Origin of the sequence: Tatumella sp. JGM130 (assembly GCF_018257525.1) — a bacterium.
GTDB classification, from domain to species: domain Bacteria; phylum Pseudomonadota; class Gammaproteobacteria; order Enterobacterales; family Enterobacteriaceae; genus Tatumella; species Tatumella punctata.
Genome location: NZ_JAERJS010000001.1, coordinates 73850 through 90284, shown reverse-complemented (window position 1 = coordinate 90284; position 16435 = coordinate 73850). Strand labels below are relative to the sequence as shown.

General features: G+C 50.4%; 11 protein-coding genes. 7 read left to right on the top strand and 4 right to left on the bottom strand.

Going from position 1 to position 16435, the window contains the following annotated elements; translation table 11 throughout:
* The first annotated feature begins 43 nt into the window (after positions 1 to 43).
* The 7 genes from cmoM to JK211_RS00350 all read left to right on the top strand — a co-directional run bounded on the left by cmoM (position 44) and on the right by JK211_RS00350 (position 10658).
* Positions 44 to 829 carry a tRNA uridine 5-oxyacetic acid(34) methyltransferase CmoM gene (cmoM, locus tag JK211_RS00380; protein ID WP_212706687.1) on the top strand — a complete coding sequence of 262 codons (786 nt, stop codon included), beginning with the start codon at positions 44 to 46 and terminating at the stop codon, positions 827 to 829.
* Entirely contained in the window at positions 826 to 2148 is a 1323-nt protein-coding gene (mukF, locus tag JK211_RS00375) for a chromosome partition protein MukF (protein WP_212706686.1), read from the top strand. Before cmoM ends, mukF begins: the two co-directional genes overlap by 4 nt.
* Positions 2129 to 2857 carry a chromosome partition protein MukE gene (gene mukE, locus JK211_RS00370; RefSeq protein WP_212706685.1) on the top strand — a complete coding sequence of 243 codons (729 nt, stop codon included), beginning with the start codon at positions 2129 to 2131 and terminating at the stop codon, positions 2855 to 2857. The genes mukF and mukE overlap by 20 nt, the downstream gene beginning before the upstream one ends.
* Positions 2854 to 7308, top strand: coding sequence for a chromosome partition protein MukB (gene mukB / locus JK211_RS00365; RefSeq protein ID WP_212706684.1), 4455 nt, complete (start codon positions 2854 to 2856; stop codon positions 7306 to 7308). Before mukE ends, mukB begins: the two co-directional genes overlap by 4 nt.
* A 160-nt stretch (positions 7309 to 7468) precedes the next feature.
* Positions 7469 to 9265 carry a L,D-transpeptidase gene (gene ldtD, locus JK211_RS00360; RefSeq protein ID WP_249212914.1) on the top strand — a complete coding sequence of 599 codons (1797 nt, stop codon included), beginning with the start codon at positions 7469 to 7471 and terminating at the stop codon, positions 9263 to 9265.
* Positions 9266 to 9441: 176 nt separating this feature from the next.
* Positions 9442 to 9993: a YcbK family protein gene (locus JK211_RS00355; protein WP_212706683.1), complete on the top strand. Its 552-nt coding sequence runs from the start codon at positions 9442 to 9444 to the stop codon at positions 9991 to 9993.
* Positions 9994 to 10028: 35 nt separating this feature from the next.
* The gene (locus JK211_RS00350; protein WP_212706795.1) at positions 10029 to 10658 is read left to right on the top strand and encodes an MBL fold metallo-hydrolase; all 630 of its coding nucleotides are present in this window, start codon (positions 10029 to 10031) and stop codon (positions 10656 to 10658) included.
* 60 nt (positions 10659 to 10718) lie between these two features.
* On the opposite strand, the gene JK211_RS00345 is transcribed toward JK211_RS00350, so the two are convergent.
* The 4 genes from JK211_RS00345 to pncB form a co-directional block, all read right to left on the bottom strand.
* Positions 10719 to 11909: an amino acid aminotransferase gene (locus tag JK211_RS00345; protein ID WP_212706682.1), complete on the bottom strand. Its 1191-nt coding sequence runs from the start codon at positions 11907 to 11909 to the stop codon at positions 10719 to 10721.
* A 243-nt stretch (positions 11910 to 12152) separates the two neighbouring features.
* Positions 12153 to 13262, bottom strand: a complete 1110-nt coding sequence (gene ompF, locus JK211_RS00340) for a porin OmpF (RefSeq protein ID WP_283092694.1) — start codon at positions 13260 to 13262, stop codon at positions 12153 to 12155.
* 297 nt (positions 13263 to 13559) lie between these two features.
* Positions 13560 to 14960 (bottom strand): asparagine--tRNA ligase, encoded by a 1401-nt coding sequence (gene asnS / locus JK211_RS00335; RefSeq protein ID WP_212706681.1) that lies wholly within the window; start codon positions 14958 to 14960, stop codon positions 13560 to 13562.
* Between the two features lie 148 nt (positions 14961 to 15108).
* Positions 15109 to 16314, bottom strand: a complete 1206-nt coding sequence (pncB, locus tag JK211_RS00330) for a nicotinate phosphoribosyltransferase (protein WP_212706680.1) — start codon at positions 16312 to 16314, stop codon at positions 15109 to 15111.
* Between the last annotated feature and the right edge of the window lie 121 nt (positions 16315 to 16435).

Sequence of the window (16435 nt, the reverse complement as noted above, 5' to 3'; positions counted from 1 at the left end):
ACAAAATAGCATATTTGCGCCATCACCTAACCGGAGCTTTGCCATGAAGGATCGTAATTTTGATGATCTTGCAGAAAAATTTGCTCAGAATATTTACGGTACCGCGAAAGGTCAAATTCGTCAGGCAATTCTCCGGGATGAACTTGAAGATATATTATCTGCACTGCCACAACGGCCCTTATCAATAATTGATGCCGGTGGCGGTATCGGTCAGATATCCAGCGGACTGGCGTTGTGTGGCCATCAGGTATTACTCGGGGATGTCTCAGCAGAAATGCTGCGGCGTGCTGAAGAACATGCCCTGGCGACCGGTGCCAGCGGGAATATGGTTTTTAAGCAAATGCGGGTGCAGGATATTACAGACCATTTGGATCAGCCTGCGGATCTGGTATTGTTCCATGCCGTGCTGGAATGGATCGCTGAACCTGAACTGGCGCTGAAGGCATTATTTGAAGCGTTAACCCCCGGCGGGGTATTATCGCTAATGTTTTATAATCTTCACGGACTGACGATGCAGAACCTGACACTGGGTAATTTTGGTTACCTGCGGGCGGATATGAAAAAACGGAAGAAGAAAACCCTGTCACCGGACTATCCCCGCGACCCTCAGCAGGTCTATGGCTGGTTAACCGAATGCGGGTTTACCATCGAGCAACGGGCAGGGATCCGTGTGTTCAGTGATTTTATCCGTGATATGCCCCCGAGTGCCAATGGCTTTGACGGTATTCTGGAAATGGAGCGGCGATTCAGTCGTCAGGAACCTTTCTTAAGTCTGGGCCGTTATATTCATGTGACTGCGCGTAAATCTCTGCAGAAGGATCAATTATGAGTGATTTCTCCCAGACGATCCCGGAGCTGGTTTCCTGGGCCCGTACCAGCGATTTTTCTATTTCGCTGCCCACGGAGCGTCTGGCTTTCCTGCTGGCTATTGCGACGCTGAATGGCGAAAGAATGGACGGTGAGCTGAGTGAAGGAGAACTGACTGACGGGTTTCGTCATGTCAGCAAAGCCTTTGAACAAACCAGTGAAACCGTCCAGACCAGGGCGAACAACGCCATCAATGATATGGTAAGACAGCGATTACTTAACCGCTTTACCAGTGAACAGGCTGACGGACATGCGATTTACCGGCTGACCCCGCTGGGAATTGGTATTACGGATTATTATATTCGTCAGCGTGAATTTTCTACCCTGCGCTTATCCATGCAGTTATCTATTGTAGCCAGTGAGCTGAAGCGGGCGGCAGAGGCGGCAGAAGAAGACGGCGATGAATTCCACTGGCATCGTAACGTGTTTGCGCCATTAAAATATTCGGTAGCAGAAATTTTCGACAGTATCGATCTCACACAGCGCTCAATGGATGAACAACAGCAGGGTGTCAAAGATGATATCGCTGCATTGTTAAATAAAGACTGGCGCGCAGCCATTTCAAGTTGTGAGTTATTACTGTCTGAGACTTCCGGTATTCTGCGTGAATTACAGGATACCCTGGAAGCGGCGGGGGATAAATTACAGGCTAACCTGATGCGGATTCAGGATGCCACGCTTAACAGCCCTGATTTGGGTTTTGTGGATAAGCTGGTGTTTGATCTGCAAAGCAAACTGGACAGGATCACCAGCTGGGGTCAGCAGGCAATTGACCTGTGGATTGGCTACGATCGCCATGTACATAAATTTATCCGTACCGCGATTGATATGGACAAAAACCGTGTATTTGCTCAGCGGTTACGTCAGTCGGTACAGAATTACTTCGAAAACCCCTGGGCGCTGACTTACGCCAATGCCGAACGTCTGTTTGATACCCGCGAAGATGAACTGACTCTGCGTAATGAAGAAGTGACCGGGGAATTACCGGCAGAACTGGAGTTTGAGGAATTTAACGAAATCCGTGAGCAACTGGCCGCCATGATTGAAGAAGCGTTACGGGTTTATAAACAACAGGCAATACCACTGAACCTGGCCGATGTCATGCGTGAATATCTGGCACAGTATCCGCGTGCACGGCATTTCGATTTAGCGCGGATTGTTATCGATCAGGCAGTACGTCTGGGTGTTTCTGAAGCTGATTTAGCAGGGCTGCCTGCTGAGTGGCAAACTATAAATGATTACGGAGCCAAGGTGCAGGCACATGTCATTGACAAATATTGAACAAGTGATGCCGGTTAAGCTGGCACAGGCACTGGCTAATCCGATTTTTCCGGCGCTGGACAGTCAGTTAAGGGCCGGCCGGCATATCGGTTTTGAAGAATTAGACAATCATGCCTTTTTAATGGATTTTCAGACCGAACTGGAAGAGTTTTATTCCCGTTATCACGTTGAATTAATCCGCGCGCCGGAAGGTTTTTTCTATCTGCGTCCGCGCTCCACAACGCTGATCGCCCGGTCGGTAATGTCAGAGCTGGATATGATGGTAGGAAAAATTCTCTGTTACCTCTATCTCAGTCCGGAACGGCTGGCGAATGAAGGTATCTTCACCCAGCAGGAATTGTATGACGAACTGATGTCTCTGGCAGATGAAAATAAACTACTGCGTTTTGTGAATCAGCGTTCAACCGGCTCCGACTTTGACCGTACAAAATTGCAGGAAAAAGTACGGGCTTCACTGAACCGGCTGCGCCGGCTGGGCATGGTATGGTTTATCAGTAATGACAGCAGCAAATTCCGCATTATGGAATCCGTATTCCGTTTCGGTGCTGAAGTCCGCAGTGGTGATGAACCACGTGAAGCCCAGTTGCGTTTAATCCGTGACGGTGAAGGCGTGGCACTGGCGTCCGGGGAGACAGAGAATCGTGCAGCAGCAGAAAATGATCAGCGCAGTGATGACGTTGCAGCAAACGGGGAGGATGACGAAGAATGATTGAACGCGGAAAGTTTCGATCCCTGACATTAATCAACTGGAATGGCTTCTTTGCCCGTACCTTTGATCTCGATGATATGGTGACCACCCTGTCCGGAGGCAATGGTGCCGGTAAGTCGACCACGATGGCGGCATTTATCACAGCACTGATTCCTGACCTGACATTACTCCATTTCAGAAATACAACCGAAGCCGGAGCCACCAGTGGTTCACGGGATAAAGGGCTACACGGAAAACTGCGCGCCGGTGTGTGTTATGCGGTACTTGATGTTGTGAACTCCCGTGGCCAGCGCTCTGTGGCTGGCGTGCGTTTACAACAAATTTCCGGACGTGATAAGAAAGTTGATATCAAGCCGTTCAGTATTCATGAACTGCCGGAGGCAACCAGCCCGACCGAACTGCTGACAGAAATTGTGAACAGCCGTCAGGCTAAAGTCCTGCCATTAAATGAAGTAAAAGAGCGGCTGGAAGGCGTTGAGGGTGTGACCTTCCGCCAGTATAGCTCTGTGACTGACTATCACAGTATGATGTTTGAACAGGGTATTGTTGCGCGCCGGCTGCGTACTCAGGGTGACCGCAGCAAATATTACCGGCTGATTGAAGCGTCGTTATATGGCGGGATCTCCAGCGCGATTACCCGATCATTACGTGATTATCTGTTGCCGGAAAATGGCGGGGTACGTAAAGCATTCCAGGATATGGAAGCCGCACTGCGTGAAAACCGGATGACGCTGGAAGCTATCCGGGTGACCCAGTCAGACCGAAACCTGTTTAAGCACCTGATCACCGAAGCCACAGATTATGTGGCTGCGGATTATATGCGACATGCGAATGAGCGCCGGACGCATCTGGACGGTGCTTTGTTACTGCGTAATGAACTGTTTACCGGTCGTAAAACACTGGCAGCTGACCAGTATCGTCATGTCGAAATGGCCCGCGAACTGGCAGAGCATTCTGCCGCTGAAGGTTCTCTGGAGTCTGACTATCAGGCTGCCAGTGATCACCTTAACCTGGTGCAGACGGCCGTCCGGCAGCAGGAAAAAATTGAGCGTTATGAAGGTGAGCTTGATGAGCTGACTTACCGGCTGGAAGAACAGCAGGAAGTGGTTGCTGAAGCCGAAGAAATTAATGAAGACAATCAGCAACGTGCTGAAGCTGCGGAGCTTGAAGTTGATGAACTGAAAAATCAGCTGGCTGATTTCCAGCAGGCGCTGGATGTTCAGCAAACCCGTGCTATCCAGTATCAGCAGGCGATACAGGCCCTGCAACGGGCGCGGGAACTGTGCCAGATCCCCGATTTATCCCTGGACAGTGCCGAACAATGGCAGGAACGTTTTAGTGCCAGAGAAGAAGAAGCAACCGGCCAGTTACTGGCATTAGAGCAGAAACTCAGTGTCGCCGAAGCAGCACACAGCCAGTTTGAACAGGCCCTGGAACTGGTCACCCGCATTTCCGGCCCTGTCAGCCGTCATGATGCCTGGCAGACCGGCCGGGAAATCGTACGTGACGCCGCAAACCAGCGGCATTATGCTGATCAGTTATCGTCTTTGCGTTTACGTCTGGCTGAGCTGGAGCAGCGTTTACGTGAACAACACGAGGCTGAACGTCTGCTGGCCGAATTCTGTAAAACGCAGGGGCAGCACTATGATGCTGATAGCCTGGAAGAACTGCACCGCGAGCTGGAAGCACAGATTGAGTTGCTGGCTGATGTGGTGGCAAATGCCGGAGAGCAGCGTTTAACCCTGCGTCAGACCCTGGCACAGATCCGTGAAAAAATCACCGGTCTGACCAGCAAAGCCCCCCATTGGCTGGCTGCCCAGGAGATCCTGACTCAGCTGAGCGAGCAGACCGGGCAGGCATTAACCAACAGCCAGCAGGTGACGGGTTATATGCAGCAGTTGCTGGAGCTGGAGCGTGAAACCACCGTCGAACGTGATGCGGTTGCAGCGCAAAAACGCGAAGCAGAACAGCAGATTGAACGTCTCAGCCAGCCCGGCGGCTCTGAAGACAGCCGTCTGAACCAGCTGGCAGAGCGCTTTGGCGGGGTATTGCTGTCTGAAATATATGATGATGTCACCCTGGATGATGCTCCGTATTTCTCTGCATTGTATGGCCCTTCACGTCATGCGATCGTGGTCCCGGATTTAAGCCTGATCCAGCAGCAGCTCTCCGGGCTGGAAGATTGTCCGGAAGATCTCTACCTGATCGAAGGGGATCCTCAGTCATTTGATGACAGTGTATTCAGTGCCGATGAGCTGGAAGGCGCAGTTATTGTCAAAGTGGCGGATCGCCAGTGGCGTTATTCACGTTTTCCGAAAGTCCCGTTATTCGGCCGTGCTGCGCGGGAGAACCAGCTGGAATTACTGCACAATCAGCGTGATAAACTGGCTGAAACTTACGCGACCTTGTCATTTGATGTACAGAAAACCCAGCGTCTGCACCAGTCATTCAGTCGTTTTATCGGCAGTCATCTGGCGATTGCATTCGAACAGGATCCTGAAGCGCAAATTCGTGAACTGAATAATCAGCGGGTGGAGATAGAACGCGCACTCAGCCAGCACGAGAATGAAACACAGCAGCAGCGCCAGCAGTATGAATTGGCGAAAGAGGGCGTAGCCCGGCTCAACCGTCTGTTACCACGGGTAAGCCTGTTGCAGGATGATACCCTGGCCGATCGTTGTGAAGAGAGCCGCGAGCAGGTCGAAGAAGCTCAGGAAGCTTCCCGCTATCTGCACCAGCATGGCAGTAAAATCAGCAAGCTGGAAAGCATGTTATCAGTACTGCAAAGCGATCCGCAGCAGCATGCTCAGCTGCAGACTGACTACCAGACGGCACAGCAGAAGCAGCGCGAATACCGTCAGCAGTCCTTTGCACTGACCGAGGTCTTACAGCGCCGCGCCCATTTCAGCTATACAGATTCAGGCAGTATGCTGAACGGTAACAGTGACCTGAGTAATAAACTGCGCAAACAGCTCGAACAGGCAGAGGGTGAACGCTCGCAGGCCAGAGAGCGGTTACGGGAACATCAGTCAATGCTGACGCAGTATTCGCGGGTACTGGCATCCCTGAAAAGTTCTTATGATGCCAGGAAAGATATGCTCCGGGAATTGCATCAGGAAATGCAGGATATCGGCGTGGCTGCGGATACCAGTGCGGAAGAACGGGCCCGGTTACGCCGTGATGAACTGCATAATCAGCTCAGCCACAACCGTGCGCGACGTAATCAGCTTGAAAAACAGATTACATTCTGTGAAGCGGAAATGGATAGCCTGCAAAAACGGCTGCGTAAACTGGAACGGGAGTATGCCCAAAGCCGTAGTCAGGTGGTCAGAGCCAAAGCGGGCTGGTGTACAGTGATGCGGCTGGTGAAAGATAACGGCATTGAGCGTCGTTTGCATCGCCGTGAACTGGCCTATCTGGGCGGAGATGAACTGCGTTCCATGTCGGATAAAGCTCTCGGTGCGCTGCGTCTTGCGGTTGCTGATAATGAACATCTGCGGGATGTACTGCGGTTATCGGAAGATCCAAAGTATCCGGAACGTAAGATTCGTTTCTTTATCGCGGTCTATCAGCACCTGCGTGAACGTATCCGTCAGGACATTATCCGTACTGATGATCCGGTTGAAGCTATCGAACAGATGGAAATTGAACTCAACCGGCTGACCGAAGAACTGACTGCCCGTGAACAAAATCTGGCAATCAGCTCCCGCAGTGCGGCAAATATTATCCGTAAAACAATACAGCGTGAGCAGAACCGTATTCGTCAGCTTAACCAGGGGTTGCAGGCGGTCAGTTTCGGACAGGTCAACAGCGTACGTCTTAACGTGAACGTCCGTGAAGCACATTCTGTGCTACTTGAAACCCTTGCCCGTGATCACGATCAGCATCAGGATCTGTTTAACAGCCAGCGTCTGACCTTCTCGGAAGCGATGGCGAAATTGTACCAGCGTCTGAATCCGCATATCGATCTCGGACAGCGCACGCCGCAGGTGATTGGTGAAGAACTGCTGGATTACCGTAACTATCTGGAAATGGAAGTTGAAGTAAACCGTGGTTCTGAAGGCTGGCTGCGTGCGGAAAGTGGTGCCCTGTCTACCGGGGAAGCGATTGGTACCGGCATGTCTATTCTGGTGATGGTGGTACAAAGCTGGGAAGAGGAATCACGCCGCCTGCGGGGCAAAGATATTTCTCCCTGCCGGTTACTGTTCCTTGATGAAGCAGCACGGCTTGATGGCCGTTCGATCGCTACGTTATTTGAGTTGTGCGAGCGGCTGGATATGCAACTGGTGATTGCGGCACCGGAAAATATCAGTCCGGAGAAAGGCACCACCTATAAACTGGTCCGTAAGGTGATTAATAATACGGAGCATGTGCATGTGGTTGGTTTACGTGGATTTAGTCCGGAGCCGTCGCTAACAACACCGCCGTCAGAAGCAGCAGCAGAAGAATAACTTTATCTTTCTGACCTGTTTCAGGGTACAAATTAAATAACATAAAACGGCATTTGTTTTTCAGCAAATGCCGTTTTATTGTTTACACTGGATGTATTAATCCGAAAACGTAATGTCTGAACGAGTGCTGTTGCTTACGGTAAGATATAAGGGGGCAGGGATGTTAAAAAAAGGTCGTATGTTCAGGCCGGTAATAATATTGTGCGGGCTGCCACTGGCACTGATGCCCGTATCATCATTGCTTGCGGCACAGATTAACAATCGCGGAGACGCCGCGGAACAGCAGGTCCGTGTTCATCCTGAGACTGTCAATTTTCGTACGGTGATCAGTTCATTACCTGCCGGAGTGCATCCCAGATACTTATCCGAACTGTCGGCCCTTTACCAGGCCCGCCATATGCAACCTGTGTGGCAGGATACTCTGGCCACTGACAAATTTGAACAGCAATTAGCTGAGGTTGCGTTGTCCGGGGTCCAGCCACAATTCGGGGAATGGATCCGCGTACTATCACGCAGCGACATCACCGGAATGAAACGGGATATTATATTATCCGATGCCATGCTGGGTTATTTGCAGTTTGCGGCGCAGGCGCCTTTAAAAGGCGAAAGCTGGCTATACGGTAATACGCCCTATGCAATGACCGCGCCTTCCGCCGGACAGATTGCCCTCTGGCAGGCATCTTTGAACAGTCACCGTGAAGTTGCCTTTATTAACGGCCTGGCACCGCAACATCCGCAGTATCTGCCTATGCAGGCAGCACTGAAAAAGCTGCTGGCTGACAACAGGCCGTGGCCACATATGTCCGGACGCGGGTCGATAAGGCCGGGGGAAAGTCGTCCGGAGATACCGGAACTGCGTGCGATTTTGATCCGCAGCGGAATGCTGAACGAAAATACTCCGGTTCCGGTGGTCAGTGTCTCTCCGGCAGCGACGGACAGCGGAACACCGACGGCAGCCACCCAACCTTCCGCCGCGGGCGGACAAGGGTTACCGGCCAACAGTAACCTGACAGAGTCTTCCCCGGCCGTCATGCCAGTGGATCCGCAGACTCTGTATAGTCCTGAGCTGGTCGACGCTGTGAAACGCTTTCAGCAGTGGCAGGGGCTGGCCGCCGATGGTGTGATTGGTGCCCGTACCCGTGAATGGCTGAATGTCAGTCCGGGGATGCGTGCCGGATTACTGGCACTGAATATGCAGCGTCTGCGTTTACTGCCGGACGATATGCATAATGGCATTATGGTGAATATCCCTGACTTCTCGATGAATTTTTATCAGGACGGTAAAACGATTCTGCACTCGAGGGTGATTGTCGGACGACCGGACAGAAAGACACCACTGATGAGGAGTGCGCTGAATAATGTCGTCCTGAATCCGCCCTGGAACGTGCCGACCAGTCTGGTAAGAGACGATATTGTCCCGAAAGCGAAAAGTGACCCTTCGTACCTTTCAAAACACGGATTTACACTGTTCTCCGGCTGGACGGCAGATGCCAGTGTCATCAATCCGGATACTATCAACTGGGCTGCGGTTAATCCGGCCACGTTCCCGTACAGGGTTCGTCAGTCTGCGGGGCCGCAAAGTGCCCTGGGGCGTTACAAATTCAATATGCCCAGCTCTGATGCCATTTACCTGCATGATACCCCGAACCATACTCTGTTCCGGAGTGATATTCGTGCCCTGAGCTCCGGGTGTGTCAGGGTAAATAAAGCGTCTGAACTGGCAGGTTTACTGCTGCAAAACGTTGGCTGGGACAGTCGCCGGATTGCCGGGGCGATACAGCAGGGCGATACGCGGTTTGTTGCTATCCGCCACCGCATTCCTGTCAATCTCTATTATCTGACTGCCTGGGTGGGGGGGAACGGTCAGCCGGCATTTCGTACCGATATTTACAGTTACGATAATCTGGCCCGTAATGGACAAAGCAGTCTCAGTAATGCCGGTAAATTTATTCTTTAGTCTCTGAACGAAAAAAGCTTTTACCGAACCTTGCTATATGGCTGATTGCTGTTTTATTTTTTTATCGCGGAAACTGCGCATTTATTGCAGATAACCGTCTTGACGCAGCCGGATCATCTGGTTATCGTGCTTTTTGTCTGTTTTTTGTCCCTCCGTTATTCAGGTTATATGTGTTCATGGATAAATTTGATTCCCAGCGTCGAAAACTGTTGTTGTTAGGCGGAGCTACCGCCGGCTTACTGGTACTCCCGGGGATGGCTGAGGCCTCCGTATCTGCATCACGTCCGCGTATACTTACTCTGAGTAATATGCATACCGGCGAAACCCTGAAAACAGAATTTTTTAACGGTAAAAGTTACAATAAAAGTGAACTGGTCCGGCTGAATCACTTTTTTCGTGATTACCGCGTAAACCAGATTAAGCCAATCGATCCACATCTGTTTGACCAGCTTTACCGGCTGCAGGTCATGCTTGGCACCCGCAAACCCGTGCAGCTGATTTCCGGTTACCGGTCCCTGGCGACAAACAACCGCTTACGTGCCAGCAGCAGCGGAGTGGCGAAGCACAGTTACCATACCCTTGGACAAGCCATGGATTTCCATATTGAAGGGGTACAATTAGCAAACATCCGTGCCGCGGCCCTGAAAATCCGTGCCGGAGGGGTCGGGTATTATCCGAAGAGTAATTTTGTCCATATTGATACCGGGCCCGTCAGGCACTGGTCTTAGTTTTTTGTTTTATTGAGGTTATTTCATTGAGTCAACTGCGCTACCATCTTATTCCGGTGACGGCTTTTTCCCAGAACTGCTCTGTTATCTGGTGCGAAGCGAGCGGAGAGACGGCGATAGTCGATCCGGGCGGTGATGCTGAAATTATCGTTCAGACCCTGAACTCCCTTGGACGTACGCCGTCGAAGATCCTGCTTACCCACGGGCACCTGGACCATGTCGGAGCGGCAGCGGAACTAGCCGCCCGTTATCAGATACCGCTGACTGGCCCCCAGATCCGTGACAAATTCTTACTGGATGCTCTGCCACAGCAAAGCCAGATGTTCGGGTTCCCTTATTGTGCGCCGTTACAGCCTGATAAATGGCTGGAGCAGGGCCAGGAGGTGCCTCTCGGTGAATTATCTCTGGAAGTATTTCATTGCCCGGGACACACGCCGGGGCATATTGTCTTTTTTGAGCGCAGCAGCCGGTTACTGATTTCCGGTGATGTGATCTTTAAAGGTGGTGTCGGGCGTTCAGATTTCCCTCAGGGCGACCATCAGCAGTTAATCCATTCGATAGTATCGACTTTACTGCCATTAGGGGATGACGTGACCTTTATCCCCGGGCATGGTCCTCTCTCCACCCTCGGAGATGAGCGTCAGACCAATCCGTTTCTCCGCTGAACAGATATAAAAAAAGCCATCAGCAAATAATTGCGATGGCTTATTTCGCGGGTTTCCTGATTACAATACGGCGATAATCGCTTCACATAACGCGGACATATTATCCGGCGTCATTCCGGCAATATTGATCCGTCCGGAATCTACGGCATAAATACCGGATTCATGGCGTAACCGGTGTACCTGCGCCGTTGTCAGACCACTGAAAGAGAACATACCGTTCTGATTATTGATAAAGCTGAAATCCTGTGCTGCGCCTTTATCCGCCAGAGTATTAACAAACAGCTGACGCATCCGCTGGATACGCTGTCGCATATCTGACAGTTCCTGTTCCCAGATAGTCCGTAATGCGTCGTTACCGAGGATCGTCGCGACAATCGCTGCACCGTGTGACGGAGGATTTGAATAGTTTGAACGGATGGCAAATTTCACCTGGCTGAAAGCTGCAGTGGCTGCACTGCTGTCTTCAGCGACCAGGGTTACGGCACCGACACGTTCGTTGTACAGTCCGAAATTCTTCGAATAAGAGCTGCACACCAGTAATTCTTTATGCTTCTCTGCAAAGATACGCAGTCCGGTAGCATCTTCTTCCAGGCCTTTACCGAATCCCTGATATGCGAAATCGAATAACGGCAGCCAGCCGCGTGCAACTGACAGTTCAGCCAGTTGCTGCCATTGTTCGGCAGTCGGGTCGATACCGGTAGGGTTGTGGCAGCAACCATGGAACACTACGACATCACCGGCGGCAGCCTGCTGTAATGAATCTGTCAGTGCAGTAAAGTCCAGCTGGTGGTTTTGTGCATCGTAATAATGATAAGTGCATACTTCCAGGCCACTGGCGGCAAAGATATTTTTATGATTCGGCCAGCTCGGATTGCTTATCCAGACACGTTTAACGCCAGTCTGCTGCACCAGAAAATCGGCGGCAACCCTCAGTGCACCGGTCCCCCCCGGGGTCTGAGCGGTACGGGCGCGTTGTGCAGCCAGTAACGGGTTATCTTTACCAAACAGTAACTCCTGAGTAAGACGGGCGAACTCAGGGTATCCGTCGATACTGAGATAACTTTTGGTGGTTTCATTTTCCAGCAGGAACTGTTCTGCTTTCTTCACGCTGGTCAATACCGCGGTTTTTCCTGTTTCATCTTTATATACACCAATACCGAGGTTAATTTTATTCGGACGGTCATCGGCGCGGAAAAGATCAGCCAGGCCCAGTATAGGATCGGCAGGTGCAGCAGAAATTAATTCAAACATGAGTGAGACCCGATTAGAGATAAACACATTGTGCGAGAGCTCAAGGTTATCCCGATGGCTGCAGATTGCCAACAGCTACAAGGCAAATTTATGCGCTAAATATCATATTTTTATTATGACAGAGGACTGAGCAGAGCGGAGAAAGGATGCAGAACAGGAAAAGTGTGTGAAGTGAAAATAGCGGGAAAAACCAAAATATACGGGGCCATCCGGCCCCGTGTGCAGTACTGAGTTATCTGACAATCAGAACTGGTAAACCAGACCGACGGCCACGATGTTATCGGTAGCCAGACCCAGCTTGTTATCGTCTTTCAGCAGGTTGATTTTGTAATCAACGTAGGTAGACATATTCTTGTTGAAGTAGTAAGTCGAACCGACATCAATATATTTATTGATATCTACATCACCGATATTTTCAACATCTTTGGCTTTAGTCTGGATATAGGCCAGAGAAGGACGCAGGCCGAAGTCAAACTGATACTGTGCAACCAGTTCAATATCCTGAGTCTTGTTAGCAAAACCATAAGTTTTATCGCCATTGCTGGCAGTCTTGGTTATTGGTGTTGCATTCTGGCCTTCAGCATAGGTCGCTGCCAGGTAGATGTCATTTGCGTCATATTTCAGACCGGTAGCCCATACCTGCGCATGTTTTCCATGACCGTAGGTTTGCAGGTTCTGATCTGTAGTGCGGTTTTCTGAAGAGAAAGCACCGGTAACAGCGACACCAATTGGTGAGGTATAAGATGTTGAAATACCCCAACCATCTCCGTTAGCACGCTGTGCCTGTGGGTTATTATTAGGTTTATCACTGTCGGTACGGTCATTTTTGCCCTGGTACTGAACAGCGAAGTCCCAGCCATTCACCAGACCAAAGAAGTCAGTGTTACGGTAGGTAGCAACACCGGTAGTACGGCCAGTCATGGTATCAGTGATACCAAAGTCGCCACCGAACTCTGGCAGCATATCGGTCCAGCCCAGTACGTCATAAGCAACGGCGTAGTTACGGCCGTAATCAAAGGTACCGTACTGACCGGCTTTCAGGCCGGCGAAGCCCAGACGGGTCTTGTTACCGTCTTGTGCATCAGAGCCTTCGGAGTTATTCGCGTTGAAGTTGTATTCCCACTGGCCGTAACCGGTCAGCCAGTCGTTAATCTGAGTTTCGCCTTTAAAACCGAAACGGGCATAAGACTGGTCACCATCATTTGATTTGTCTTTAGAAAAATAGTGCAGGCCGTCGACTTTACCGTACAGATCCAGTTTATTACCGTCTTTATTATAAATTTCAGCGGCGTTAGCTGCGCCTGCAACTAACAATGCCGGGATCACGACTGCCAAAATGTTGCGCTTCATCATTTATTACCCTCATCGGAGTTTATTGTAGACAACTGTCACTATCGTCAACAATTCTTTACAAGAACTATTTGCGATGTTTCGTGTCTTTCTGTGTCTGAGGCATCTTTCCATTCATACGATGCCATTTCTAGCCCGAATATGCTACAAAACTAAAATTTGAGTTTCAAGCTGAAAAAGTGTATTTCAAGATGTAAATAACATGGAACTTTGTGAGAGGAATAAGTTCGGTACAAAATAATAAAGCCGGTAATTACCGGCTTTATTATCTATATGAATTTATTATGCTTTAATTAGCATTTAGAAATTTGCATTTCTCGGGGTGCGGGGGAACGGGATAACATCTCTTACATTTTGTACGCCGGTGACATAAGCGATCAATCGTTCAAAACCTAATCCGAAACCTGAATGTGGTACGGTGCCATAGCGACGAAGGTCACGGTACCACCAGTAATCCTCTTTGTTCAGGCCCATTTCAGCCAGGCGCTGGTCAAACACATCCAGACGCTCTTCACGTTGTGAACCGCCGATGATTTCACCAATACCCGGGGCCAGCACGTCCATGGCTGCGACAGTTTTTCCGTCGTCATTCAGTCGCATATAGAATGCTTTAATATCTTTCGGATAGTTTTTCACCACCACCGGGGCACAGAAGTGTTTTTCTGCCAGGAAGCGTTCATGTTCTGAGGACAGGTCAATTCCCCAGGAGACGGGGTTTTCGAATTTGTGACCACTCTGTAACAAAATATCTATCGCATCCGTATAGTCGACCTGGGCGAAATCGGTACTGATAAAGGTCTCCAGGCGCTGGATAGCTTCTTTATCAACACGTTCAGCGAAGAACGCCATATCGTCAGCACGCTCGGCCAGTACCGCTTTAAATGCGTATTTCAGCATTGCTTCGGCCAGTGCTGCCGCATCATCCAGTTCTGCAAAGGCAATTTCCGGCTCTATCATCCAGAACTCAGCCAGATGACGGCTGGTGTTAGAGTTCTCGGCACGGAAAGTCGGGCCAAAGGTATATATTTTGGACAGTGCACTGGCGTAGGTTTCGCCATTCAGCTGTCCGGAAACTGTCAGGAATGATTCCTTACCGAAGAAATCTTCACTGAAATCAACTTTACCCTGTTCGGTACGCGGCAGGTTTTCTAAATCCAGCGTCGAAACGCGGAATAATTCACCGGCACCTTCGGTGTCTGATGCAGTAATTAGCGGTGTCGACACCCAGAAATAGCCGTTTTCGTGGAAAAACCGATGAATAGCCTGAGCAAGGGTGTGACGGACACGGGCAACAGCACCAATCAGGTTAGTACGCGGGCGCAGGTGAGCAACTTCGCGCAGATATTCAATACTGTGACGTTTTGCTGCCATCGGGTAACTGTCCGGGTCATCAACCCAGCCAGCCACTTCAATGGCGGTGGCTGCAATTTCAAAAGCCTGGCCCTGGCCCGGCGACTCCACCACTTTACCGGTGACAATCACAGAGCAACCGGTGGTAAGGTGTAAGACTTCATCCTGATAATTATTAAGCGAATTATTAACAACAGCCTGAACAGGATTAAAGCAGGAACCGTCATAAATGGCGATAAAAGAAAGACCGGCTTTGGAATCTCTACGGGTACGAACCCAGCCGCGAACTGTGATTTCACTATCAACAGCAACACGGCCTTGCAGTACGTCCACTACAGGCACTACGCTCATAATTATCTCTCTATTCAATAATGTTTATAAATGCCCCGACAGGGGGTAGCAGATATGTTACTTGCGAGTTTTCAGGAAACAAGAAAAATTACGCGAAGCAGGATGATTTCACGGTAAAAGAGAGAGAATAGCTGCTCTCCGCAGCTATTCAACTGGCGCGCCTGACCGCAGGCAGGTCAAAAGCTTTTTGCAGGGCCCGGACAAATGACTGGTCGTGACAAATGGTTTTTCCGGGGCTGTCTGAAAGCTTGGCGACAGGTTTACCATTACAGCTGACCAGCTTAATCACAATATTCAGAGGTTCGGTTTCCGGAATATCACAGGTCAGGCGGGTTCCGACACCGAAAACAACCCGGATCTGGCTGTCAAAGTGACGATACAGATCCAGTGCTTTGTTCAGTGTCAGGCTATCGGAAAATACCAGGGTTTTGGTCTGCGGGTCGATACCCAGTTTGCGGTAGTGAGCAATAACTTTTTCACCCCATTCCCGCGGGTCTCCTGAATCGTGGCGCAGTCCCTGATAGTGGCTGGCAAAGTGACTATCAAAATCACGCAGGAAAACATCGGTGCTGATACAATCTGTCAGCGCAATCCCCAGCTGGTCCTGATATTCGTCCAGCCATACCTGTAAGGCAACCCGCTGACTGTTAGCCAAATCAGGACTGATTTGCTGGTGGGCCTGAAACCATTCGTGGGCCTGGGTGCCGACGGGGCTAATATCAAGGCGTCGTGCAAGATCATAATTACTGGTGCCAGCCAGCCAGCTGACATCCTGTTTCAGGGTTTCCACGACTGCCTGCTGTACCGGACGCGAGAAGCGGCGACGGGTACCGAAATCCATCAGACGAAAACGGCTCAAATCGAGACCGGCAGAGGCGTGGTTAAATTCCGCCAGCTTTTGCTGCAAATAATCGACTGCCTGAGTCACACCGTGGTCAGGAGAGCGATCACGATGAACCAGTTCGCTAATCATCGCCAGTAACGGGACTTCCCACAAAATCACATCGACCCACAGGCCGCTGATAGTGATCACCAGCTTGCCCTGTTGATCGGTAACTGACACCTGTTGTGAATTAAAACGGAAGTTTCTGAGCCATCGCAGATAATCAGTGCTGAAAAACGGAAGGGTGCTCAGGTAGTTATACTCTTCGGGAGTTAATGCCAGCGATTGCATCAGCTGAATTTGCTGACGAATTTCCGCGGCATACCGGCCCGGGAGCTGTTCACCCCGGCAGCGGAATTCTGCGGTCACTGAGACATCACGATAACGATGATAAACCGCTTGCTGCATATGAAGCTTATAAGCATCAGTGTCCAGCAATGAAGTAAGTATCGGGGAAGCATGTCGTTTCATGGTGCGTATCTGCATCCTGTTCCGCGGCGCCCGGGGCTGGCCTGGTGAAAGTTAAGAATATTAAACAACAGTTGCAGTATAACCTGATCCCGGGAAAAGTGAATCAGATCACAACACACTT

What these genes read in the sequence shown, in the direction of transcription:
- mukB (WP_212706684.1), top strand. Translation starts at nt 2,854, where the DNA reads ATGATTGAACGCGGAAAGTTTCGATCCCTGACATTAATCAACTGGAAT.
- pncB (WP_212706680.1), bottom strand. Translation starts at nt 16,314, where the DNA reads ATGAAACGACATGCTTCCCCGATACTTACTTCATTGCTGGACACTGAT.
- mukF (WP_212706686.1), top strand. Translation starts at nt 826, where the DNA reads ATGAGTGATTTCTCCCAGACGATCCCGGAGCTGGTTTCCTGGGCCCGT.
- mukE (WP_212706685.1), top strand. Translation starts at nt 2,129, where the DNA reads ATGTCATTGACAAATATTGAACAAGTGATGCCGGTTAAGCTGGCACAG.
- ompF (WP_283092694.1), bottom strand. Translation starts at nt 13,262, where the DNA reads ATGATGAAGCGCAACATTTTGGCAGTCGTGATCCCGGCATTGTTAGTT.
- cmoM (WP_212706687.1), top strand. Translation starts at nt 44, where the DNA reads ATGAAGGATCGTAATTTTGATGATCTTGCAGAAAAATTTGCTCAGAAT.
- JK211_RS00355 (WP_212706683.1), top strand. Translation starts at nt 9,442, where the DNA reads ATGGATAAATTTGATTCCCAGCGTCGAAAACTGTTGTTGTTAGGCGGA.
- asnS (WP_212706681.1), bottom strand. Translation starts at nt 14,960, where the DNA reads ATGAGCGTAGTGCCTGTAGTGGACGTACTGCAAGGCCGTGTTGCTGTT.
- JK211_RS00345 (WP_212706682.1), bottom strand. Translation starts at nt 11,909, where the DNA reads ATGTTTGAATTAATTTCTGCTGCACCTGCCGATCCTATACTGGGCCTG.
- ldtD (WP_249212914.1), top strand. Translation starts at nt 7,469, where the DNA reads ATGTTAAAAAAAGGTCGTATGTTCAGGCCGGTAATAATATTGTGCGGG.